Annotated in this window: 20 protein-coding genes; 12 read left to right on the forward strand and 8 right to left on the reverse strand. The window is 67.5% G+C overall.

Annotated features, from left to right (window positions below):
* Position 1 precedes the first annotated feature (1 nt).
* The 3 genes from CFB34_RS04560 (at position 2) to CFB34_RS04570 (ending at position 3,636) form a co-directional block, all read left to right on the forward strand.
* Entirely contained in the window at positions 2-994 is a 993-nt protein-coding gene (locus tag CFB34_RS04560) for an ABC transporter ATP-binding protein (protein ID WP_089441402.1), read from the forward strand.
* Positions 991-2,010: an oligopeptide/dipeptide ABC transporter ATP-binding protein gene (locus CFB34_RS04565; protein ID WP_179243776.1), complete on the forward strand. Its 1,020-nt coding sequence runs from the start codon at positions 991-993 to the stop codon at positions 2,008-2,010. Before CFB34_RS04560 ends, CFB34_RS04565 begins: the two co-directional genes overlap by 4 nt.
* A 165-nt stretch (positions 2,011-2,175) precedes the next feature.
* Positions 2,176-3,636: an OprD family porin gene (locus tag CFB34_RS04570; protein WP_089441403.1), complete on the forward strand. Its 1,461-nt coding sequence runs from the start codon at positions 2,176-2,178 to the stop codon at positions 3,634-3,636.
* A gap of 54 nt (positions 3,637-3,690) precedes the next feature.
* On the opposite strand, the gene CFB34_RS04575 is transcribed toward CFB34_RS04570, so the two are convergent.
* The 3 genes from CFB34_RS04575 to CFB34_RS04585 form a co-directional block, all read right to left on the reverse strand.
* A complete protein-coding gene (locus tag CFB34_RS04575; protein ID WP_089441404.1) occupies positions 3,691-4,686 on the reverse strand; it encodes a DedA family protein/thiosulfate sulfurtransferase GlpE in 996 nt (331 codons plus the stop codon).
* A gap of 152 nt (positions 4,687-4,838) precedes the next feature.
* The gene (locus CFB34_RS04580; protein WP_039349596.1) at positions 4,839-5,108 is read right to left on the reverse strand and encodes a hypothetical protein; all 270 of its coding nucleotides are present in this window, start codon (positions 5,106-5,108) and stop codon (positions 4,839-4,841) included.
* Positions 5,109-5,378: 270 nt separating this feature from the next.
* Positions 5,379-7,724: a phospholipase C, phosphocholine-specific gene (locus CFB34_RS04585; RefSeq protein WP_089441405.1), complete on the reverse strand. Its 2,346-nt coding sequence runs from the start codon at positions 7,722-7,724 to the stop codon at positions 5,379-5,381.
* Between the two features lie 577 nt (positions 7,725-8,301).
* Between CFB34_RS04585 and CFB34_RS04590 the strand changes: the two genes are divergently transcribed.
* From CFB34_RS04590 to CFB34_RS04600, 3 genes are all read left to right on the forward strand, one after another.
* Complete coding sequence (locus CFB34_RS04590) at positions 8,302-8,802, forward strand: GNAT family N-acetyltransferase (protein ID WP_089441406.1); 501 nt, start codon at positions 8,302-8,304, stop codon at positions 8,800-8,802.
* 272 nt (positions 8,803-9,074) lie between these two features.
* The gene (locus CFB34_RS04595) at positions 9,075-10,670 is read left to right on the forward strand and encodes a thioredoxin family protein (RefSeq protein ID WP_089441407.1); all 1,596 of its coding nucleotides are present in this window, start codon (positions 9,075-9,077) and stop codon (positions 10,668-10,670) included.
* Between the two features lie 73 nt (positions 10,671-10,743).
* Positions 10,744-11,109 (forward strand): 5-carboxymethyl-2-hydroxymuconate Delta-isomerase, encoded by a 366-nt coding sequence (locus tag CFB34_RS04600; RefSeq protein WP_089441408.1) that lies wholly within the window; start codon positions 10,744-10,746, stop codon positions 11,107-11,109.
* A gap of 77 nt (positions 11,110-11,186) precedes the next feature.
* Here the strand turns inward: CFB34_RS04600 and CFB34_RS04605 are convergent, their stop codons facing one another.
* Positions 11,187-11,450, reverse strand: a complete 264-nt coding sequence (locus CFB34_RS04605) for a DUF4148 domain-containing protein (RefSeq protein WP_089441409.1) — start codon at positions 11,448-11,450, stop codon at positions 11,187-11,189.
* 254 nt (positions 11,451-11,704) lie between these two features.
* Entirely contained in the window at positions 11,705-13,108 is a 1,404-nt protein-coding gene (locus CFB34_RS04610; protein ID WP_089428826.1) for a GntP family permease, read from the reverse strand.
* Positions 13,109-13,424: 316 nt separating this feature from the next.
* Between CFB34_RS04610 and CFB34_RS04615 the strand changes: the two genes are divergently transcribed.
* From CFB34_RS04615 to CFB34_RS04635, 5 genes are all read left to right on the forward strand, one after another.
* Positions 13,425-14,903, forward strand: a complete 1,479-nt coding sequence (locus tag CFB34_RS04615; protein ID WP_089441410.1) for a sigma 54-interacting transcriptional regulator — start codon at positions 13,425-13,427, stop codon at positions 14,901-14,903.
* A gap of 54 nt (positions 14,904-14,957) precedes the next feature.
* On the forward strand, positions 14,958-15,485 hold the full coding sequence (locus tag CFB34_RS04620) for a BON domain-containing protein (RefSeq protein ID WP_089441411.1): 528 nt from the start codon (positions 14,958-14,960) through the stop codon (positions 15,483-15,485).
* A 61-nt stretch (positions 15,486-15,546) separates the two neighbouring features.
* Positions 15,547-15,819 carry a hypothetical protein gene (locus tag CFB34_RS04625; protein WP_081421152.1) on the forward strand — a complete coding sequence of 91 codons (273 nt, stop codon included), beginning with the start codon at positions 15,547-15,549 and terminating at the stop codon, positions 15,817-15,819.
* 103 nt (positions 15,820-15,922) lie between these two features.
* Entirely contained in the window at positions 15,923-16,222 is a 300-nt protein-coding gene (locus tag CFB34_RS04630) for an H-NS histone family protein (RefSeq protein WP_089441412.1), read from the forward strand.
* A 612-nt stretch (positions 16,223-16,834) separates the two neighbouring features.
* Complete coding sequence (locus CFB34_RS04635; protein ID WP_089441413.1) at positions 16,835-19,192, forward strand: GNAT family N-acetyltransferase; 2,358 nt, start codon at positions 16,835-16,837, stop codon at positions 19,190-19,192.
* Between the two features lie 687 nt (positions 19,193-19,879).
* Here the strand turns inward: CFB34_RS04635 and CFB34_RS04640 are convergent.
* Both CFB34_RS04640 and CFB34_RS04645 read right to left on the reverse strand, forming a co-directional pair.
* Positions 19,880-20,431 (reverse strand): hypothetical protein, encoded by a 552-nt coding sequence (locus tag CFB34_RS04640; protein WP_039349620.1) that lies wholly within the window; start codon positions 20,429-20,431, stop codon positions 19,880-19,882.
* 172 nt (positions 20,432-20,603) lie between these two features.
* Positions 20,604-21,425, reverse strand: a complete 822-nt coding sequence (locus CFB34_RS04645; protein WP_089441414.1) for an IclR family transcriptional regulator — start codon at positions 21,423-21,425, stop codon at positions 20,604-20,606.
* Between the two features lie 664 nt (positions 21,426-22,089).
* Between CFB34_RS04645 and CFB34_RS04650 the strand changes: the two genes are divergently transcribed.
* On the forward strand, positions 22,090-22,938 hold the full coding sequence (locus CFB34_RS04650) for an ureidoglycolate lyase (RefSeq protein ID WP_089441594.1): 849 nt from the start codon (positions 22,090-22,092) through the stop codon (positions 22,936-22,938).
* Positions 22,939-23,047: 109 nt separating this feature from the next.
* Here the strand turns inward: CFB34_RS04650 and CFB34_RS04655 are convergent, their stop codons facing one another.
* Entirely contained in the window at positions 23,048-23,431 is a 384-nt protein-coding gene (locus CFB34_RS04655) for a VOC family protein (protein WP_089441415.1), read from the reverse strand.
* Positions 23,432-23,484 lie beyond the last annotated feature (53 nt).

The raw sequence follows: 23,484 nt of genomic DNA on the forward strand, positions 1-23,484 counted from the left end.
GATGGTCGCACTGCTTGAAGTAGACAACCTCGGCGTGCGCTTCACGCGCAAGGACGCGCCGCCGGTGGACGCCGTAAGCGGCGTGTCGTTCTCGCTTGAAGCCGGCAAGACGCTCGGCATCGTCGGCGAATCGGGCTCGGGCAAGAGCCAGACCGTGATGGCGATGCTCGGCCTGCTGGCCGGCAACGGCGCGACCACCGGCGCCGCGCGCTATCGCGGCGACAACCTCCTCGAGATGGATTCACGCGCGCTGAACAAGATACGCGGCGACCGGATCGCGATGATCTTCCAGGATCCGATGACGTCGCTCAATCCGTTCCTGACGATCGAGCGGCAGATGACCGAGACGCTGCAGCTGCATCGCAAGCTGTCGCGCAAGGAAGCCACGAAGCGCGCGATCGAGGCGCTCGAATCGGTGCGGATTCCCGACGCGGCACGCCGCATCCGCATGTATCCGCACGAGTTTTCGGGCGGCATGCGCCAGCGCGTGATGATCGCGATGGCACTGCTGTCCGAACCGGAAATCCTGATCGCCGACGAGCCGACCACCGCGCTCGACGTGACCGTGCAGGCGCAGATCATCGACCTGCTGCGCGAGCTGAACCGCGAGCGCGGCACGGCGATCGTGCTGATCACGCACGACATGGGCGTGGTCGCCGGCCTCGCGGACGACGTGATGGTCATGTATGCGGGCCGCACCGTCGAATACGCGCCGGCCGAATCGATCTTCGCGGCGCCGTCGCATCCGTACACGATCGGCCTGCTCAACGCGCTGCCGCGCCTGACCGACGCGGACGATGCGCCGCTCGTCGCGATTCCCGGCAATCCGCCGATGCCCGGCACCGCGCCGGCCGGCTGTGCGTTCGCGAAGCGCTGCACGTATGCGGAAGAACGCTGCGGCGCGGCGCGCCCCGCGCTCGAAACCTATGGCGCCGCGGGCGCGGTGCGCGCGTGCCACCGTCCGGTGGCCGATCTGACGGGAGGTCTGCGATGAGCGTCAATGAACGCCGCCAAGCCGACGCGACGGACGACACGCTGCTGTCCGTCGAAGGTCTGAAAGTGCATTTCCGCGTGCCGCTCGGCGGCTATCCGTGGTCGCCGAAGGGGACGCTGCGCGCCGTCGACGGCGTGTCGTTCGACGTGAAGCGCGGCGAGACGGTCGGGCTCGTCGGCGAATCGGGCTGCGGGAAGTCGACGCTCGCGCGCGCGCTGATCGGCCTCGTGCCGATGACGGCCGGCACGGTGAAATGGCGCGGCGAAGCCGTGGCGCCCGATCACCTGCGCGGCACCGCGATGCGGCGCGAAGTGCAGATGATCTTTCAGGATCCGCTCGCGTCGCTCGATCCGCGCATGACGATCGAACAGGTCGTCGCGGAGCCGCTCGTCACGCACCAGGCCGGCCTCGGCCGCACCGAGGTGCGCCGCCGCGTGGTCACGATGCTCGAACGCGTCGGCCTGAACGCGCATCACCTGCTGCGTTATCCGCACGAATTCTCCGGCGGGCAGTGCCAGCGCGTCGGCATCGCACGCGCGCTGATCGGCGAGCCGAAGCTCGTGATCTGCGACGAACCCGTCTCGGCGCTCGACGTGTCGATCCAGGCGCAGATCGTGAACCTGCTGCGCGACCTTCAACGCGAACTGTCGTTGTCCTATCTGTTCGTTGCGCACGATCTGGCGGTGGTGAAGGCCATCAGCCAGCGTGTGCTCGTGATGTATCTCGGCCGCGTGATGGAGTTCGGCACGCGGCATGACGTGTACGGCGTGCCGCAGCACCCGTACACGAAGGCGCTGCTCGATGCGGCGCCGACGCCGGAGCCGGCGCGCGAGCGTGCTCGCCGTCCGATGCTGCTGGCGGGCGAGATGCCCTCGCCGCTCAACCCGCCGTCCGGCTGCGCGTTCCGCACGCGTTGCCCGGTCGCAATCGACGCGTGCGCGCAGGACGTGCCGCTGCCGGAAGTTCGGCAGGGGTCGGCCGCGCGTGTCGCGTGCATCCGCGCGGGTGTGGCGTGAGCTGAAGTGACGCAGCAAACATAACCAAGGCAGGTCAACAGGGGTAGGTGCGGCGCGAACGATCTTCGCGCCGCGGGTACAGGCGCGTCCTTGATCGGGCGCGCCGGGGGGCCGGGCGCTGATCGCAACCGGCGTGGACGATATCAACACAAGACGAGAATTACGATGAAAAAACAGAAGACGATCGGGACGGCATCGAAAATGCTGCTTGCCTGGGGGCTGCCGGCACTCGCCGGTGTCTCGCTGACGGGCGTTGCGCACGCCGACGACGCGGCCCCCGCACCGCTGACGGTCGCGCAGGCCGCACCGGGCACGACCGTTGCGCAGGCAACGACCCCGAACGCCGTCATCAACGCCGAAGCGAACCAGGCCGTCACGCCGCCCGACGAGCCGTCGGCGCAGTCGCAGTCGAAGGGCTTCATCGCCGACAGCCATCTCAACTTCCTGTTCCGCAACTACGCGGACGTGCTCGACGCCAAGGGCGGGCCGCATCGCCACGCGTGGGTCCAGGGCGCGATGGCGAACTTCGAGTCGGGCTACACGACGGGCCTGATCGGCATCGGTTTCGACGCGTCGCTGTATGCGGCGCTGAAGCTCGACGGCGGCCAGGGCGCCGGCAGCATGGTGCACATCGCGAAGGGCGGCGGTGGCGGCAACCAGCTCGCGTGGGCCTATCCCGGCATCTACGACGTGAAGGCGCGCATCTCGAACACGGTGGTCAAGTACGGTCTGCAGGCCGTCGACAACCCGTTCATGGAGCAGCACGACAACCGTGCGCTGCCGCCGACGTTCCTCGGTGCGACGCTCGTCAGCAATGAATTCAAGAACGTGATGCTCGAGGCCGGCAGCTTCACGAAGACCGACGCGCGCGGTCACACGACGCTCACCAACCTGACGACGCAATACGGCGGCACGCGCATCAACCGCCTGTCGTACGTCGGCGGCACGTGGGACTACTCGCCGAACGGCGAAGTCGCGCTGTACGCGAACCAGGCCGACGACGTGTGGCACCAGTACTACGCGTCGGTGAAGCACAGCATCGGCAGCCCGCAGACGATCAAGTGGACAGGATTCGGCAACGTCTACTCGACGCACGACACGGGCGATGCGCTGCAAGGCAAGATCAACAACAACGCCTACAGCCTGTCGCTGGCCGCGCAGCACGGCCCGCACGAGCTGCTGCTCGGCTTCCAGCAGGTGCTCGGCGACCAGTTCTTCGACTACCTGAACGAAACGAACGGCATCTTCCTGACCAACTCGATGGACGTCGACTACAACGCGCCGCACGAAAAGTCGCTGCAGCTGCGTTACACGTTCTACGGCAAGGAAGCGGGCCTGCCGGGCTTCAAGGCGATGGTCTGGGGCGTGACGGGCTGGGGGGCCGACGGCAGCGCGGGTGCGGCGAACGACCCGAGCAAGTCGAGCATCTACTGGAGCAACGGCGCGCCGGTGCAGGGCCGTCACCACGAGTTCGGCTTCATCCCGTCGTACACGTTCCAGAGCGGCAAGCTGAAGGACACGAAGGTCACGTTCATCGCGATGTGGCACGCCGGCTCGGCACACTACTCGGACGCGACGAACACCGAGTACCGCCTGGTCGTGAACCTGCCGCTGCACGCGTTCTGATCGCAGGGGGCGCAGGCGCCCCCACTTCGCACGGCCGGCCTTCGATCGACGCGATCAGGCCGGCTTGTGCAGCCCCGCGACCGGATCGTTCGCAGCGGGCATCTCTTCCACGAGCGACGTGAGCTGGCGGCCGGTATCGCGCCATGCATCGAGGCCGCCGCGCAGCGCGAGCGCATCGGTGAAGCCGGCGTCGAGCAGGCGCTTCGCCATCAACGCGGCCGTGAACTCGTTCGGGCACGAGCAGTACACGACGAACTTCTGCGAGAACGGATAGCGCGCGACGATGTCGCCGATCTGGCGTTCGTCCGCGAACTGCGCACCGGGAATCGTGAACGGGTCGAGCTTGCGGTGCTCGGGCGAGCGCACGTCGAGGATCACCGGCGCGGTCGTATCGCGCAGCATCGCGTCGAGCTCGTCCACGCCGACCCGCGCGCTCGCGAGCTGGCGGATCAGCGCGCGGCGGCGCATCCAGCGGATCGCCGCGTACACGGCCAGCACCGCGACGGCCACCAGCAGCGCCGCGCGGCCGAGCTGGCCCGCACCCGCGAACAGCCAGTCGATCTGGCGAGCGAACATCAGCCCGACCATCAGCCCGACGATCGTCCACAGCGCGGCGCCGAGCGCGTCGTAGCCGAGGAACGTGCGATAGCGCGTGCCGAACGCGCCGGCCATCGGCACCGACACGAGCGACAGCCCCGGAATGAAGCGCGCGACGGCGAGCACGCGCACGCCGTAGCGGCCGAAGAAGCGTTCGGTTTTCTTCACGCAGCTGTCACGCGACAGCGACAGGCGGCAGATCGTCTTCAGCGTCGTGCCGCCGAAGCGCCGGCCGGCGAGGTACCACACCGTGTCGCCGATCAGCGCGCCGAGCACCGACAGCACGACCACCGTGACCAGTTGCGAGCCGATCATCGCCGGATGCATCGCGGACATCGCGCCGAACAGCACGAGCGTCGGCATCGCGGGCACCGGCAGCCCGATGGCCGCCGCGAGCACGTTGGCGAAGACGAGAAGCGGCCCGTATTGGGCGACGAGGTCGCGGAGGAGCATGACGGCTGGCCGAAAAGGAAACGCGCGCGGAAAGCACGCAGATGGGCCGATTATCGGCCTTTTTCAAGTCAGCGGCGGGAATAACGCAAAGTGCCTGACGGCGGCGGCGGGTGCGGTGAGCCGGCGCGTTGCGCGCGGCTCACCGTTCGAAATCAGGAGGAGGTGCGGGCGAGCGACGCGGCGCCGTGGTTTTCGCCGGGGAGCTCGGCGCCGTGCGAGCGGATCGCCGCGATCAGTTCGGCCGGCGTGATCTCGTAGCGGACTTCGCGGTGGATGCCCGGCTTGCGTTCGTCGATCTCGATCAGCAGCACGCTCTTGCCGTCGCCGGTTGCTTCGAGCCGGAGCGAGCGCAGTTCGCGACCGTCGGTCGGGTCGTGTTCGGTGAGCAGGGTCATTGCCCCGGATGAGCCGGTAGTGCGCATCGAACCTATCCTCGTATCGTGGATGCCGTAGTGGCGAAGATGTCTTTGTTGAATGCAGCTTGGCGCAGTTTAACGCGAACGGGCCGCAATTCGGAGCAATTTCGTTGGGGGGAATTGAGGGCTGAACCATCGATCCATCTGATGTTTGAGCCGCGCCGGGCGGGCGTTTGCGCCGGATCGGGCACAGCCGCGGCCGGCGCCTGACCGCCGTTCGCGGCCGGGCCGGCCCGGGCGGCGACACGCGGCGCAGCGCGGGTCGCCGCGGCGGCATCAGAAGCGGTCGGCGAGCCCCATCGCCGGGTCGCTGACCGAGTGGCGGCCGGTTTCGACACGGCCGGCGACGCGGCGCGAGAAACTCGCGTCGCTGTCCGCGGTGACGATGAAGTCGTACCAATGGCCGGTCGAGTCGAGCTGCCAGTGCAGCTCGGCCTGGTCGCCGGCGCGCACCGTGACCGTCCACGTGGTGCCGGTACGGTGGCCATGCCCCTGGCTGTTGCCGTCCTCGTTGCCGTGGCCGCGACCGCGATCGTCGTGCGCGCCACGGCCGGACAGCGGCCCGTAGACCTGGTTCGACTTCACGGTGAAGCGCACCGTCCCGCCGCCGTGGTTGCGCAGTTTCAGGTGGAGGTTGCCGCTCGCGCCCGCATAGCCGACGCGCACTTCCGGCTGCGGCGCGTGTGCACCGGCCAGGCGGCTGAGGTCGCCGGTGAAGCGGCGGTGATAGCCGTTCGGGCCCAGCACCCACAGGTCATATTTACCGCCGTTGTCGGCGCGCGCGGCCCAGTCGCCGTGCAGCGTCTTGTCCGGTTCGACGACGTAGCGCCGCGGCAGGCGGTCGAGGTGCAGCTTGTCATAGACGTGAAACACGGCGGCGGCGCGGCCCGTGTTCGCGAACTTCAGCGTGACCGTGCCGGTGCTGGCATCGGTACGCGCGCTGGCATGCAGTTCGTAAGGCAGCGCGCGCGACGGGCGCACGCCGCTCGCCTGGGCGGGCAGCGACGGCGCGGCCGGCGGCACGATCTTCGGCGCGGCCTGTTGCGCGGCGCTCAGCGCGTCGACTTGGCTTTTCGTCGTATGGCCCGCGAGCGTCGGCAGCGGTTCGTTGTTCGGCGAGCGGAAGTTGAACGCGCTCGTCAGGTCGCCGCACACCGCGCGGCGGTACGCGCTGATCTGCGGCTCCGCGACGCCGAAGCGCTGTTCGAGGAAGCGCAGCGTCGACGTATGGTCGAACACCTGCGAGTTGACCCAGCCGCCGCGGCTCCACGGCGACACGACCCACATCGGTACGCGCGGGCCCGGGCCGTACGGGCGGCCGTCGGTCGCCGGCTGGCTCGACGTGGCCGGCGTGAAGTCGTGGTACTCGGCGGCGACGTCGGCGTCCCGCAGCGTATGGCCGCCCGCGAGCGTGCCGTCGGCGTTGCGCGACGGCACGGCCGGCGACGGCATGTGGTCGAAGAAGCCGTCGTTCTCGTCGTAGTTCACCAGCAGCACGGTCTTGCTCCATACCTCCGGGTTCGCCGTCAGCGCATCGAGCACGGCCTGCACGTACCAGCCGCCCTGCGCGGGGCTCGACGGCCCCGGATGTTCGCTGTACACGGACGGCGGGATGATCCACGACACCTCGGGCAGCGCGCCGTTGCGGATGTCGTCGCGCAACGATTCGAGGAAGCCGTACGGCATCGTGTTGCCGAACCCCTTCGCGAGCGGGCTCAGCGCATCGTCGATCGCCGGATCGTAGAACGCGCCGGCCGCCGTCACCGGCTGCGTGATGTCGGTCGACGCGACGTACGCCGGCCGGCGCGCGGGCGGCATCTGCTCGATCGCCGCGCGCCAGTGGCGGAAGCTCATCATCTCGTTGCAGCCGAAGTTGTCGATCAGGCTCTGGTACACCTTCCACTTCACGCCGGCCTGCTGCAGCCGGTCGGCGTAGGTGGTCCAGGTCCAGCCCTGGCTCGACGGGCCGATGTCGTTGCCGCCGTTGAACTGGTTGTTCAGCGCGGCGATCTTCACGCGGCTGCCGTCGGCCGGGCTGATGCCGTTCGGGCCGTTGGTGCCGCTCCAGTAGAACAGGCGGTTCGCGATCGTGCCCGTGTGCATTCCGCAGTGGTAGTGGTCGCACAGCGTGAACGCATCGGCGAGCGCGCGCTGGAACGGTACTTCCGCCGCGTCGTAATAGCCCATCGACAGCGGCGTCTTTGCGTCGGGCCAGCGGTTCATCCGGCCGTGGTCCCACGCGGCCTGCGCATCGGCCCACGTGTGCGGCGTGCCGCCCGCGCGCTGCGCGTTGCCCTGGTTTGCGTCGAGGTGATACGGCGTGACGGTGGTGGCGGGCGTCGCTTTCGTGTACGTCTGGTAGAACACGTCGCGGCCGTTCGGCGACGGCACCGCGAAGCGGTCGCCGTAACCGCGCACGCCCTTGAACGTGCCGAAGTAGCTGTCGAATGCGCGGTTCTCCATCATCAGCAGCACGACGTGCTTCACGTCCTGGATGGTGCCCGTTTCGTGAAACGCGGGAATCGCGAGCGCGCGGCGGATGCTCGGCGGAAACGCGGACAGTGCGGCGGCGGCGAGGCCGGAAGTAGCGGTTTGCTGGAGGAATTTGCGGCGTGACGTCATGGCGTTCGGGTCCTGTGATGATGGGAGCGTTCGTGACTTCGTCTGGCGGCGCCCGTGCATCGCCCCCCTGGGACGATTCGCGCGGCGTGTGCGTACGAGTGCATCGGCCGCGCGTGGCGGAGGTGTGCGCATCGCGCGCGATGCGTGGTGCTGCGCGGATGCCTTGGCCGTCGCCGCGATCCCGTGCAACGCGCGCTCGTGATGCGCGGCCAGGACGTCGGCACACGCCGGCCCGGCGCATGCCGGGTTGGGCGGCGCCCAGTCTAGGGAGGCGGCGTGACGTCGACGTGATGAAGACATGACATCGCATGTCGCGCGGATGACGTTGTGTGCGCAACGATTAATGGGGAAGCGATGCGCGACGGAATGGGTCAGGAATTACCGACTGCGGTATGAGAATCGGTCAGTTTTTTCCGGTTCGCGATGGCTTGGCGTGGCGTGATCGCGCATCGTTGCGGGTGCAACGGCATCGCATGACGCCCATGTTTCAAATGCGTGAAATCGGATAAGCTCGACACGTTGCTGCGCAGGTGCGCAGCCCGCGCGACTGGCGCGACTTTTCGGACCCGGCCCACCCATGACCGACATCACGATCCGGCACAGCGAGACGCACGACGTCGACGCGATCCGGCAAATCGCCGCGCATCCCGCGGTGTACGCGAATACGTTGCAGCATCCGTTTCCGTCGCTCGAGAAATGGCAGAAGCGGCTCGACGGCGTGCGCGAGCACGGCGTGAGCCTCGTCGCCGAAATCGACGGCGTGGTGGTCGGCCATCTCGGCCTGCACCCCGAACAGAATCCGCGCCGTCGCCACGCGGCGGGGCTCGGCATGATGGTCGACGCGACGCACCACGGGCGCGGCGTCGGCAGCCGGTTGCTCGCGGCCGCGATCGATCTCGCGGAAAACTGGCTGAACGTCACGCGCCTCGAGCTGACCGTGTTCACCGACAATCGCGCGGCCGTCGCGCTCTACGAGAAGCATGGCTTCCGGGTCGAGGGTGAATCGCCGGGCTATGCATTGCGCGATGGCATGCATGCGTCCGTGTATCACATGGCGCGGATCAAGCCGCGGCAGTGAAGGCCCGGCCGACACGTATCTGACAGTACGCGCGGCCGCGATGCCGCGCGTCATATTCATTTGAGAATTCGTTCGTTTTCGCCCGGCTGTGCGCGTCGTATCGTCGAAGGATTTGCCGGCCGCCTCGGCCGGTGTGCGTTTTTCCGAAACGATCATGCGCGGCGTTGCACGTCGGCAGGCTTCATCGTCATCGCTTCATGGTTGTGACTTCGCAACCATCGCTTCGCGCGCCGCACCTTCCCGCAACCGTCTCTTTCAACGGACCCGCTTCGATGAAAACTGCTCTCCGGAATCTGACTGCCGCCTGCCTGCTTGCCGCCGCGGGTGCGGCGCTTGCCGCTGCCACGCCCACAAACGCCCCGGCGGCGAGCGCCGCGCCTGATGGCGCGCACCTGCCGCCCGGCATCGCGTGGCAGCACGGCGACGTCGACGCCGCCTTCGCGCTGGCGAAGCGCACCGGCAAGCCGCTGCTGCTCTACTGGGGCGCGGTGTGGTGCCCGTCGTGCAACCAGGTGAAGTCGACGATCTTCAGCCAGCAGGCATTCAAGACCCGCTCGTCGTTCTTCGTGCCCGTGTATCTCGACGGCGATACCGAAAGCGCGCAGAAGCTCGGCGAGCGTTTCAAGGTGCACGGCTACCCGACGATGATCCTGTTCCGTCCCGACGGCACCGAAGTGACGCGGCTGCCGGGCGAAGCCGATCTCGATCGCTACATGCAGGCGCTGTCGCTCGGGATGACGGCCGCGCACCCGGTGCGGCAGACGCTCGCGACCGCGTTGAAGAATGGTGCGTCGCTGACGCCGGACGAATGGCGCCTGCTGGCCGACTATTCGTGGGATACCGACGGCGCGCTGCCGGTGGCGACCGATCGCGTCGCCGAGACGCTGCAGTCGCTCGCGCAACGCGCACGCGCGGCCGGCGCGAAGGCCGAATCGGCGCGTTTTGCGCTGAAGTCGGCCGTGGTCGCCGCTTCCGACGATCCGGCGCAGGCCGGCGCGCTCGACAAGGCGGCGCTTGCCGATTCGTTGCGCACGGTGCTGCAGGATCCGGTGTTGTCGCGCGCTGATTCGGACGTGCTGGTTGCGGCGCCCGCGCGCGTGGTCGCGTATCTCGGCGTCGACGACGCGCAGCGCGCGAAATTGCGCGGCGCCTATGACACGGCCCTCGCGCGCTTGTCGACCGATACCACGCTGTCGTCGATCGACCGGTTGATGGCGCTGCACGGTCGCGTGCTGCTCGCGCGCGGCGAAGCACGCAAGGGGGCACCGCTGGCCGCGCCGGCGCTGGTCGACGCGGCGCGCAAGCAGATCGCCGCGTCGGTGCAGGGCGCCGCGAATGCCTATGAGCGGCAGGCGCTCGTCAGCGAAGGGGCCGACACGCTGACCGACGCGGGGCTGTACGACGAGTCGGATGCATTGCTGAAGACCGAGCTGACGCGTTCGTCCACGCCGTACTACTTCATGTCCGGGCTGGCTGCGAATGCGAAGGCGCGCGGCGACAAGGCCGCGGCGCTCGACTGGTACCGCAAGGCCTATGATTCGGCGAGCGGGCCGGCGACGAAGCTGCGCTGGGGCGCGACCTACTTTGCGAATGCGGTCCAACTGGCGCCGGACGATTCGGCGCGCATCGAAGGGATTGCCGCGAGCGTGCTCGCGCAGGCCGACAAGACGCGCGATGCGTTCTACGGCGCGAACCTGCGCGCGCTGACCAAGGTCGTCACGCAGCTGAACCAGTGGCGCAGCAGCGGTGCGCACGAGGCATCGGTCAGGTCGGTCGTGAAGCAGTTCGACGGCATCTGTGGGAAACTGCCCGCCGGCGATCCGCAGGCAAGCGCCTGCGCGCGCCTGATCCAGCCGGTCAAGGCATAGATCCGGTGGCACTGCGTGGGCTGTCGGGATGCCTTCCGGCGCTTGTCCCGATACCCACGAGGCCACCGACACCATGCCCCACCTGACGCTCGAATATTCCGCGAACCTCGACGGGTTCGACGCCGGCGCGACCTTGCGCGCGCTCAATGCCGCGCTTGCCGCGTCCGGTCATTTCAACGAGCTCGACATCAAGAGCCGCGCGCTGCGCTTCGATGCCTTCGCGGTCGGCACATCGCCGGCGCCGCGCGCGTTCGTCCACGCGAAGCTTGCGGTGCTGAGCGGCCGGACGATCGACGTCAAACGTGAATTGTCGGACCAGGTGCTGGCGGAACTGAAGCGGCACGTCGTTGCGCCGCCCGGCACGCACCTGCAGCTGAGCGCGGAAATACTCGACCTGGAACGCGAGTCCTACGCGAAAGCGAGCATCGAGCCGCGCTGAGCGGACGGTGCGGTGCGTGCTCCGTGAGCCGCGAACGAGGCGCTGATGCGCGCACGGCCGGCGGATTCGAAATCGGACTATTGACCCGTGGAGTACGTGCCGCGATTGCCGTCGCCGGCGCCCGCGGCCCGCGGCGCACCTTGCTGCCGCGCGATCTTCGCTTCGGCGGCCTGAATGCTGGCCGGGTAGAACCAGTCGCTCGGCTGGAAGCCGGCCTTTCTCAGTGCAACCACTTCGGCATGAACTTCGGCGCGCGTGAGCGGCTGGCTGGTTTGCGCCTGCGCGGCGAGCGGCGCGGCGACGGCGGCAGCGACGGCGATGGTGCGGATGAGCGGGTTCATGAGCGGATACCTCCAGGTTTTCGACGGTGCCGATCGCATGCGGTCACCGTTGAAAGCAGTGTAGGCCTCGCCCGTCGCGCGAAAAATGCCGCTGCGACCAACGTAGTGTTCCGCTGCGGATAACAATGCGTGAGCCGGCGAGCACGCGTGGGCGGCGTGCGGCGAAAGGGGGGGCGGAGTGGAGAGTGGCGGAGCGGCCGGCCGCATCGACGCGGCCGGCGGGCGGCGGCCCGGAGACGGGCCGCCGCGGGGTGTTACACGAGCCCCGTCGTGTAGTACACGGCGATCACGAAGAACACCGCGAGCGTCTTGATGATCGTGACCGCGAAGATGTCGCGATACGACTCGCGGTGCGTGAGGCCCGTGACCGCGAGCAGCGTGATCACCGCGCCGTTGTGCGGCAGCGTGTCCATGCCGCCGCTGGCCATCGCGACGACCCGGTGCAGCACATCCAGCGGGATATTCGCGGCTTGCGCACCCTTGATGAACAGATCCGACATCGCGGCGAGCGCGATGCTCATGCCGCCCGATGCCGAGCCCGTGATACCGGCAAGCGAGCTGACCGACACGGCTGCGTTGACGAGCGGGTTCGGGATGCTCTTCAGCGCATCGCTGACGACGAGGAAGCCCGGCAGCGCGGCGATCACGCCGCCGAAGCCGTATTCCGACGCGGTGTTCATCGCGGCGAGCAGCGCACCGGCGACGGCAGCCTTCGAACCCGCCGCGAAGCGGCCGCTCACGCGCTTGAATGCGGTCAGCACGACCAGCACGATGCCGAGCAGCAGCGCAGCCTCGACCGACCAGATCGCGACGACCGTCTTGATCGACGTCGTGACCGGCGCGTGCACGCCGGGCAGCACGTCCGGCGCGACCGTGTACGACGCGGCGCCGTACCACTGCGGAATCAGCTTCGTGAACGCGAAGTTCGACACGCCGACCAGGATCAGCGGCAGGATCGCGAGCGCGGGATGCGGCAGCGACGTGGTCTCGACGCGCTCCGGCTCGTTGACGAGCGACGTGCCGTAGCCTTCACCCTTCGCCATCGCCGAACGGCGGCGCCATTCGAGATACGTGAGGCCGACGACGATGATGAACAGCGAGCCGATCGTGCCGAGCACCGGCGCGGCCCAGGCGGTCGTCTTGAAGAACGTGGTCGGGATGATGTTCTGGATCTGCGGCGTGCCGGGCAGCGAATCCATCGTGAACGAGAACGCGCCGAGCGCGATCGCGCCGGGCATCAGCCGTTTCGGGATGTTGCTCTGGCGATAGAGTTCGGCCGCGAACGGATAGACCGCGAACACCACGACGAACAGCGATACGCCGCCATAGGTGAGCAGCGCGCACACCGCGACGATCACCGCATTCGCGCGTGAACGGCCGATGTAGCGGATCGCCGCATGGACGATCGACTCGGAGAACCCGGAGAGTTCGATCACCTTGCCGAACACTGCGCCGAGCATGAACACCGGGAAGTACAGCTTGACGAAGCCGACCATCTTCTCCATGAAGATGCCGGAGAAGACCGGTGCGACGGCGGCGGGTTCGGTCAGGAGCACCGCGCCGAGCGCGGCGATCGGCGCGAACAGGATCACGCTGTAGCCGCGATACGCGGCAAACATCAGGAACGCCAGCGCGGCGAGGACGATCACGAAAGACAAGGGAGTCTCCTAATGGCTTTGGTTGTTGTTCGATCGCGGGACGCGCCGCGGACCGGCTCAGGTTCGTGCAGGTTTCGTGCCATCGGCCGGAGTGCGCCGCCGGACATGGGTCCGCCGGAGACCGGCGGGCCCGCGCCGGTCGTTGTCTGAGGATTCTACATAAAATGTCTCCATCCGGAGACGAAATGGCCGTTCGGCCAGCCCGCGGAATCGGGCAGGGCTTTCCCGGACAACGCGTTGCGGCGTGTCTCCGGAGTGAGATAATCCGTCTCGATTCGGAGACAACCCGCCCAAAATACACGGAGACGACGACACGATGATGAACGACTGGGCCCGCCTGCCCGTCAACTACGGCGACGTGCTGCGGCGCGCCGCCGAGTCGCTGTTCCGGACCTTCGAGGATTCGAGCGCGGGCACGGTGGTCGTCGATCGCGATGCGCGCGTCGTGTGGATGAACGAGCGGTACGCGGCGCGCTTCGGTTTCGCCGATCCGCAGCAGGCCGTCGGCCTCGACTGCGAGGCCGTGATCCCGAACAGCCTGATGCGCGAGGTCGTGTCGACCGGGCAGCCGATCCTGCTCGACATCATGGAGACGGGCCGTGAGCCGCTCGTCGTCACGCGCCTGCCGCTGAAGAACGAGGCCGGCGAGACGGTCGGCGCGATCGGCTTTGCGCTGTTCGACCAGTTGAAGACGCTCACGCCGATCTTTTCCCGCTACGCCCAGCTTCAGCAGCAGCTGATCGCGACGCAGCGTTCGCTCGCGCAGGCGCGCCGCGCGAAATACACGTTCGCGAGCTTCGTCGGCACGAGCGCCGCGAGCCTCGAAACCAAGCGCCAGGCACGCCGCGCCGCGCAGGTCGATTCGCCGGTGCTGCTGCTCGGCGAGACGGGCACCGGCAAGGAACTGCTCGCGCATGCGATTCACGCGGCGTCGGCGCGTGCGCTCCAGCCGCTCGTGACCGTCAACGTCGCCGCGATTCCCGACACGCTGCTCGAAACCGAATTCTTCGGCGCGGCACCCGGTGCGTACACGGGCGCCGATCGCAAGGGGCGCATCGGCAAGTTCGAGCTGGCCGATCGCGGCACGCTGTTTCTCGACGAGATCGGCGACATGCCGCTGCCGCTGCAGGGCAAGCTGCTGCGCGTGCTGCAGGACAAGGAATTCGAGCCGGTCGGCTCGAACCGGATCGTGCGCGCCGACGTGCGGATCATCGCGGCCACGAGCGCCGACCTGCCGGCGCTGGTCGCGGCCGGGCGTTTTCGCGCGGATCTCTATTACCGGCTGAACGTGCTGACGATCCACGCGCCGCCGCTACGCGAGCGCGCGTCCGACATCGCTGCGCTCGTCTACGCGACGCTCGAGGAGCTGGCCGCGCAGCACGGGCGTGCCGCCCATTGCGAGCTGACCGACGATGCGCTGCGGATGCTGTGTGCGTATCCGTGGCCGGGCAACGTGCGCGAGTTGCGCAATACGCTCGAACGTGCGCTGATGCTGTCGGACCGGTCGGTGATCGACGCGCGCGCGCTCGCGCCGTTCCTGGGGCCGATGCGCGTCTCGACGGACGCGGCCGCACCGGCGCAGCCGCCGGCCGTGCCGCCGGTCGAACGGCGCGCGGGCGAGCGCGTTGCTGCGCCGGCCGCTTCGTATGCCGATGCATTGGCGGCGTGGGAGCGCCAGTTCCTGACCGATGCGCTGGCGGCCTGCGACGGGAAGGTGGTGGAAGCGGCCGCGCGCATCGGGATCGGCCGCGCGACGCTGTACAAGAAACTGGCGGCGCTGGGCATCGACCGGTAAGCCGGACGGCCAGGTCGACGCGCTCGAACGTGAAGCATCGAACAGGAGATCACGATGAAACGGATCGGCATCGCAGGGTGGCTGACCATGTTGCTGGCGACCGCTGCGTTCGCGCAGTCGGGCGACACCGATGCACCCGAGGCGCGGCGCAACTGGTACAACGATCCCTTCATCGCGCTGTCGCGGGACGTGGCCGAATGCCCGTTGCCGCTCGGCCCGTGGATGACCCGGGCCGAGATGACGGACGACGCGCATTACCGCGCCGAACGCGGCACCACCTGCTGGCTCGCGCATCGCTGCACGAAGCCGAATTCCTATATGTATGACGCACCGATCGCCGACGCCGTGAAGGCGCACTTCGCCGGCTCCGATCGGCTGCATGGCACGAGCCTGTGGATCACCGTGCAGCGACGTTTCATTTACGTCGAAGGATGTGCGGATACGGCGTTCGATCAACCGGCGTTGCAGCGCGAACTCGAGGCGCTTCCCGACGTCGAGCAGGTGTTCGTTCGCATCACCGACGATCCACGCAAGCGCTTGCCGTACAAGGCGCGCGGGCAACCCGACCGTACGCCGAACTGACGGCCGACGGGCCGCGCATGGCATACTCGCGACATTCAAAAAAAGGTTGACGGGAACCATAATGAAACACATGCTTGCGTCGGTCTGTCGGTGGCCTCGGGCGGCCGTTGTTTTGGCTCTGGTTGCAGGGCTCGGCGGGTGTGGCGGCAGCGCGCCGCTGTTCACTTCGGACGGGCGTCCGACTACCCAGGTGCAATGCACCGGTAGCGACTGGAGCAATTGCACGGACAACGCGCGGGCGATCTGCAACGGCGATTTCGAAGTGATTCAGCAATCGAGCGATGACGCCACGCGAAATCTTCTCTTCGCGTGCAAGAAAAAGAGCGGTTATTGATCCCGAGATAACCGGCTGAGGCGGTCACGATCGGGCGAAGTGTTTTTCTGTTGGCTGAGCGTCATCTATTTTTCACGAATAACACTCACGGAGTCCCATCCATATGGCGACCTACAGGCAACTGACCGCGCAGCTCGAACGGCTTCAGCAAAAAATCGACAAGGAACGTGAAAAGGCGATTGCCGATGCGATTGCCGAGATCCGCGCGAAAATCGAGGAATACGACATTACGCCGGAAGAGCTCGGGTTTCGTCCGGTGGGCGCGGCCGCTGGCGCAGCCAAGCCGAAGCGTGTGTCGCCGCCGAAATATCTGAATCCGAAGACGGGTGAAACCTGGAGTGGCCGCGGGCGCTCGCCGACCTGGCTCGGCAAGAATCGCGAGCGTTTCCTGATCAAGGACTGACTCCCGAAAAACCTCACCTTTCGCGTACTGACTGACGGTGCGAACGGCCATGCGGCCGTCGCACCGTTTTGTTTTTGTGCATGTCCGGCGCGATTCCCGATGGCGTATTGAACTGCGACGCCGCGCAATGAACGGATCCCGTTTTGTGAATTCGCTGCGATTCGACGGGATATCGCGGCGAATTCCGGTAAACAGCCGTGCAATTGCGCAGCACATGCGCATTGGCCTGCGCGATTCCCGTGGTGCACGCGTGCTGCGAACTCCGATCACCTTTCGTGTGTTGGCGCGTGGCGCCGTGCAATTCCCGAAGAGTCTCACCATGGCTCCTGTAAATCCTCACCTTTGACGAAGCGGACGAAGCGCACGCAGCGTCGCGCTGCATGCCTGCACCGTGTGCGCCGAGCGAAGGTGCTCGGACGGCGCGCGGCGACGGCTTCCATACTGGTGTTGCAGGGCCATGATGCGAGCGTTGACGTGGGTCGAACAGTCGGCCGTTCAGCATATAGGCAGCCGCATGCGCTTCGCCTATGCTTGGGGTTCGCGTCGATCGGCGTTTGGCCTGCCCGTGCCGCATGCCGATCGGGTCGTCTTTCGTTACCGCAGGGAGCCGATGTGACCGTCCGCCATCTCGATGCGTTGTTCCAGCCCAAGTCCGTTGCGGTCGTCGGTGCGTCGTCGCGCGCGGGCAGTATCGGCGCGATGGTGTGGTCGCGCGTGCTCGACGGTGCATTCGAGGGGCCCGTGTGGCCCGTCAATCCGAAGTATCGTGAGCTGCACGGGCATCCGGTCGTTGCCGATGTCGGCCGGCTGCCCGCGCCGCCGTCGGTGGCCGTGATCTGCACGCCGCCCGCGACCTGGGCCGGCATCGTGCGCAAGCTCGGCGAGCTCGGCACGCGCGTTGCGGTGATCGTCGGCGAGGCGCGCACCGATGCCGATCGCGCCGCGCTCGATCGCACGCTGAAGGCGGCGAAGCCGTTCGTGCTCCGTATCGTCGGGCCGGGCAGCCTCGGCGTGCTGTCGCCTGCACGGCATGCGCATTTCGGCGCGCCAGCCTACACGGCGCGATCGGGCGGCGTCGCATGGGTGTCGCAATCGAACGCGCTGACGAACGCGGTGCTCGGCTGGGCCGACGCACGGGGCCTCGGCTTCTCGCATGTCGTCGCGCTCGGCGGCGAGTCCGACGTCGATGCGGGCGACGTGCTCGACTATCTCGCGAGCGATCCCGGCACGCGCGCGATCCTGCTCGAACTCGATACCGTGCGCGCCGCGCGCAAGTTCATGTCGGCCGCGCGCGCGGCCGCACGCAACAAGCCGGTGCTCGCATTGCGCACCGGCCGCGCCGATCCGGGCGACGCGCTCTATACGGCGGCATTCCAGCGCGCGGGGATGGTGCGTGTGGATGCGCTCGACGATCTGCTCGACGAGATCGAGACGCTCGGCGTCGGCCGCGTCACGGCGCGCGGCGCGGCCACGCTCGTGACGAGCGATGCGGGTGTCGCGAAACTCGCGGTCGATGCGGTGGCCGAGGTGCGCGATGTGCTGACCGACTGGTCGCCCGCGGCCACGTCGGCGGTGTCGGCGGCGCTGCCGCATCTCGCATCGCCCGGCAATCCGCTGACGCTGGGCGACGATGCGCGCCCCGAGCATTTCGCCGCGGCGATCAAGGCGCTCGCGCCGTTCCCGCAAACGGGCACGCTGTTCGTCGTCCATTCGACTTCCCACAGCGCGCCGGCCGAGGCGGTGGCGCATACGCTGATCGAATCACGGCAGTACGCGCATCGCGGCATCCTCGCGTGTTTCTTCGGCGCGGTCGACGCGGCGACGCGCGATGCGCTGCACGCGAACGGCATTCCGGTGCACACCACACCGCAGCGGCTCGCGCGCGCGTATGCGCGTCTCGTCGACTACAACCTCGGGCGGCAACTGCTGATGCAAACGCCCGAGGGCACGCCGCCCCAGCCGGCCGAGTGCGTGGCATCCGCGCAGGCCGACGCGCGCCGGAGGGTCGAAGCCGGCCAGCATGAACTGACCGGCGACGCCGCGCTGCACTGGCTGTCTCATTTTGGGCTGCAGGGGGAGCCTGCCGTCGAGCCGGCCGGAAAGAAAGTCGTCGATGTCACCGTCGACATGTACGACGATTCGAACTTCGGCCCGGTGTTTCGCTATGCCGTGCCGCCCGCGGACGGCGTATCGGCGCCGTTCGTCGTCTATGGCCTGCCGCCGCTGAACACCGTGCTTGCCCGCGCGGTGATGGAGCGCTCACCGTATGCACGCAGCACACCCATCGAGCCGACGCTCGATGCGTTGACGGCGCTGTCGCAGGTCGTCTGCGACGTGCGTGAAGTCGTTGCGATGTCGGTCACGCTGCGCGTGCTGTCCGACCGCGCGCACGTGATCGCGCCGCGCATCACGCTGGCGGCGGGGCGCAGCCGGCTCGCGATCATGCCGTATCCACGCCACCTCGAGCAGACGCTCGAGTGGCGCGGCGAGACGGTGACGATCCGCCCGATCCGTCCGGAAGACGAGGCCGCGCACAACGAACTGCTCGGCGCGATGACGCCGGAGGATTTGCGGATGCGTTTCTTCGGCGCGGTGCGCAGCTTCGATCATTCGCAGGTCGCGCGCATGACGCAGATCGATTACGACCGTGAGATGGCCTTCATCGTGTCGTTCACCGATGTGTCGGGGCGCGACCACACGCTCGCGGTGGCGCGCGCGGTGGCCGATCCCGACAACGAGACGGCGGAGTTCGCGATCGCCGTACGACCCGATCAGAAGGGCAAGGGGCTTGGCCGGCTGATGATGACGCGCATCATCGACTACGCGCGCTCGCGCGGAACCACATGGATGATCGGCGAGGCGCTGCGCGAGAACACGGCGATGATCTCGCTGGCGAAGGCGTGCGGGTTTGCGGTGTCGACGACGGAGGAGCCAGGCGTCGTGGGGTTCAGGATGAAGTTGCAGCCGTAGCGCCTGTCGGCGGCTCGACGCCCGGGGGCGCTGCGTGCGGTGGAAGTCTCCGGCCTCCTGGCGCGTTCGGCATGTTGCCGGTCAGGAACGCAGAGCATTCACACCTGCGTCGCGAGCGAAGCAACCGAGAACGTGTCGGCGCCGGTTCGCAGCGGAAATATCGACGCACGAATGGCACCGGTCCGGCACCGCGAGACGCGTACCGCTTGCCGCGATATCCGCCCCACAGCGCTGTTTCAGACAAGGTGTCCGCACGCATTTACCGCCGCATTCCACCCTCGAAAACTCGAACTTGCCCAAAAGGTGAGACTTTTCGGGAGCTGCCGGTGAGCTTCTCCGGGAAGGTTGGGGTGAGTCGATACGGGAGCGCTTGGTGAGCCGATACGGGAACACTCGGTGAGCCTTCCCGGGAACGGCCGGTGAGCACGTTCGGGAGCCGCCGGTGAGCCTTTCCGGGGCGCATGGGTGAGGCTCTGCGGGAAGTGTCGGTGAGGACATCCGGGACGCTTGGGTGAGAGTCTCCGGGAGCCTGGGTGAGCTTATTCGGGAGGGTCAGGTGAGCGCTTGCGGGACGCAAAGGTGAGGCTTTTCGGGAGCACTCGGATGCACGTCTCCCGCAAGCGCAACGCCGGCCTGGGCCGGCGTTATGCGGGTGCGGGCACGCATGAACCGTGCCCGTGGCGACATTCAGGCAGCGAGTTTCGACGCTGCGTCGTTCACCTGGTCGCGCGAAATCGCGAGTTCCTCGAGGTGCGGATCGGCATAGACGGCGCCGGTTTCGCGTTCGAGGCGGGCGATCGTCAGCGCACAGCGCGCAGTGTCCTTCGGCATCGCGATGAAGCGCTTGACCGATTCGCCGGACGTGAACGCTTCGAACAGCGCGCCGCGCACGTCGTCCGGAAGCGTCTTGGTCCACTGGTACGGCTTGCCGTTGAACGTGATCGACGGCGGCAGCGTGCGTTCCTTCTTGGTCGCCGTGATGAGCCCGTAGGTGCGGGCCGCGTCGCCGATCTGTTCGGGCGAGAAGAGTTCGTCGGGCGTGATGTCGAACTGCTCGATGTAGCTCTCGATCGCCTGCATTGCAGCGGTACGATCGTCGCGCTTCTTCTGCGCGCGCGCGACGATATCGCGCAGCTCGTCCGCCTCTTCGGGCGTGATCGTGAAGCTTGCCTGCTTCTGCTGAAGTTCGGAGAAACGCTGGAATTCTTGATCGTTCAGAAGTTTGGCCATGACATCCATCGGACACGACGGCCGCGACAACCGGCCGCCGTAGTTTTTGAGAGGGCCGCTATTTTAGCGTAGCGCCGTGGGGGCACGATATGGCACCGTGCATCGCGCTCCGCAGAGGGGTTGCGCGCAACGGGGGCAACGCGATTGCGCCGCCCCCGTTGCGCTCCGTCGGGCCTGCGCGTCAGCAGGTCTCGTCGCGGCACATCGACAGATGGGCGGCCGTCTCGCGCACCCCTTCGACGACCGTGTCGACGGACGGCGCCATATGCGCATCGATCCGGCGCATGTACGGGCAGGTCAGCACCGCGATCGCATGGCCCGACGGCCCGAGGATCGGTGCGCTCAGGTCGGTCACGCCGTACGCCTGGCGGCTGTCCTCGCGCAGGTAGCCGTCCTGCCGGATGGACTGGCACGCATACGCGAGTTCCTGCTCGTTCAATGGCGCTTCGCCCTTGACCTTGCGGTGCTCGGCGAGCATGTGCGCGCGCTGCTCGGCACCCTGGAACGCCAGCATCACGCGCCCCGATGCCGTATCGGCGAGCCCGACACGCGAGCCGAGCCGGACCGACACGCCCCACGGGCCGGGCCCGTCGACCTGCGCGATCACGAGCAGGTTGCCGCGATCGTAGACGGACAGGTGGCACGATTGTTCGGAGGCATCGGCGAAGCGCTGCATCGGCGGCAACGCCTCGGCGATCAGCCGGCTCATCGGCGGATGGCGGTGCGCGAGCGAGAACAGCTTGAGGCTGAGCGTGTAGCGGTCGCCGCCGGTCGAGCGCATCACGTAGCGGCGCGCGACGAGGCGTTCGAGCATCCGGTAGATTTCGCTCGCGTTGCGGCCGAGTTCCTTCGTGATTTCAGTGCGGGTGAGGCCTTCTTTCTGCTCCGACAGGAGTTCGAGAATGTCGAGACCCTTGTCGAGCGCGGGTGCGCGATAGCGGTCGATTGCGCCCATCGATTCCCGTGCGTCGCAGCCGGGAAGCAGGTCGTTGGTTGTTTGCATTGTCGGTGTGAAGTTGGGGGATTACTTTCGATCGATTGGCGACGCACGCTGACCGATTCTGCAACACGCTTGTGTCGCGCCCGCGTGTGGCGACGAACGCCATCCGTTTGAGCTTAACAACAAACATTTAGTGTGCAATGCAGCGTCTTTTTACCGATCGTTACCGGATAAGAACGGATCGATTCCCGTTCGGGATGACAGGGAAGCCCCGAATACCCGGTATTCATGACAGGTGGCACGGGTTCAAGGTGTTCGAAAGGAAATCGGGCAGTGGCGCTGCCCGCGATGCTGCGCCGCAGCGCCGGCGGGCGCACCAATAGTCGGTATCCGTCGCGCGTCATTTCACGGCGCGCGGCCGATGGTACAAAGGCTGGCGGGCCAGCGACGGTGCGGCCGCGCGTGAAACCGGCCGGTATCGGCCGGACCATGTCGCGGGTGCCGGGCCGTCGTCGCCGATGCGCAGACCGGCGGCCGCCCGTTCGATGCGCGCCATACTTCCGTGCGGCGCCGCGATCGCTGCGCCCGCGCGACCCTCGCGCGTCGACCGTATGCCGGATGCGGCGTCGACGCGCGCAATCGACGATCGACAATCAGTCCGGCGCGCGGCCGCGAAAGGCCGCGTCGGCCGGTATCCTGTCCCATTCGACAACAGAGGTTGACCACGATGAAACTGCTTCGCTATGGCCCGTCCGGCCAGGAAAAGCCCGGGATGCTCGACGCGGACGGCCGGATTCGCGACCTGTCCGCGCAGGTGCCGGACCTGTCCGGCGATGTGCTGTCCGACGCGGGTCTCGCGCGGCTGCGCGCGATCGATCCGGCCACGCTGCCGCTGGTGTCGGGCGAGCCGCGCATCGGCGCGTGCGTCGGGCAGGTCGGCAAGTTCATCGGCATCGGCCTGAACTACGCCGATCACGCGGCCGAGGCCGGCATGCCGGTGCCGAAGGAGCCGGTCGTGTTCGGCAAGTGGACGAGCTCGATCTGCGGCCCGAACGACGGCATCGATATCCCGAAGGGCTCGGTCAAGACCGACTGGGAAGTCGAGCTGGGTGTCGTGATCGGCGCGACCTGCAAGGACGTCGACGAAGCGCGCGCACTCGATTACGTCGCGGGCTACTGCGTCGTCAACGACGTGTCCGAGCGCGAATGGCAGATCGAACGCGGCGGCCAGTGGGACAAGGGCAAGGGCTTCGACACGTTCGGCCCGATCGGTCCGTGGCTCGTCACGCGCGACGAGGTGCCCGATCCGCAGCGTCTCGACCTGTGGCTCGAAATCGACGGTCACCGCTATCAGAACGGCAACACGCGCACGATGGTGTTCACCGTTGCGCAGCTGATCGCCTATCTGTCGCGCTGCATGACGCTGCAGCCGGGCGACGTGATCACGACCGGCACGCCGCCGGGCGTCGGCATGGGCATCAAGCCGTCGCCGGTATTCCTGAAGGCCGGCCAGACGGTGCGCCTCGGTGTCGAAGGACTCGGCGAGCAACTGCAGCACACGCGCGACGCGCGATAGCCACGCACCCGGCGATTCCGTCGAGCGACCGCTACCGGCCGTTCAATAGCAAGGGCCCGATTCCGCATGGCGCGGAACCGGGCCCTTGTCTTTGGTGACGCGAGCGCGATTACACGACGTTGTCGAGTTCGCAATGCGCTTCCAGCCGATATCCGTCGGGGTCGACGACGAACGCCGCGTAGTAGCCGGGGCCGTAGTGGTCGCGCTTGCCGGGCCCGCCGTTGTCCTGGCCGCCGTGCTCGAGTGCGGCACGGTAGAACGCGTCGACTTCGACGGGCGAAGCGGCCTTGAACGACAGGTGCATCCCCGAGTCGGGATCGGGGGCGACAGGGCGACGCGCATATTGCAGCCACAGCTGCGGCTCGGTTGCGCCGTATCCGATGGATTCGTCGTCGGTATGCAGCCGTTTGTAGCCGAGCGCGCCGAGCGTGCTGTCGTAGAAGGCTTGGCTGCGGCCGACGTGTGCAACGCCGAACGAAAGGTGATCGATCATGTGTGGCTCCTTGGACTGAAGAGGGACGTCAGCGCGGCAAGCCTGCTTATAAC

It is taken from the genome of Burkholderia sp. HI4860, from assembly GCF_002223045.2.
In the GTDB taxonomy this organism is placed as follows: Bacteria; Pseudomonadota; Gammaproteobacteria; order Burkholderiales; family Burkholderiaceae; genus Burkholderia.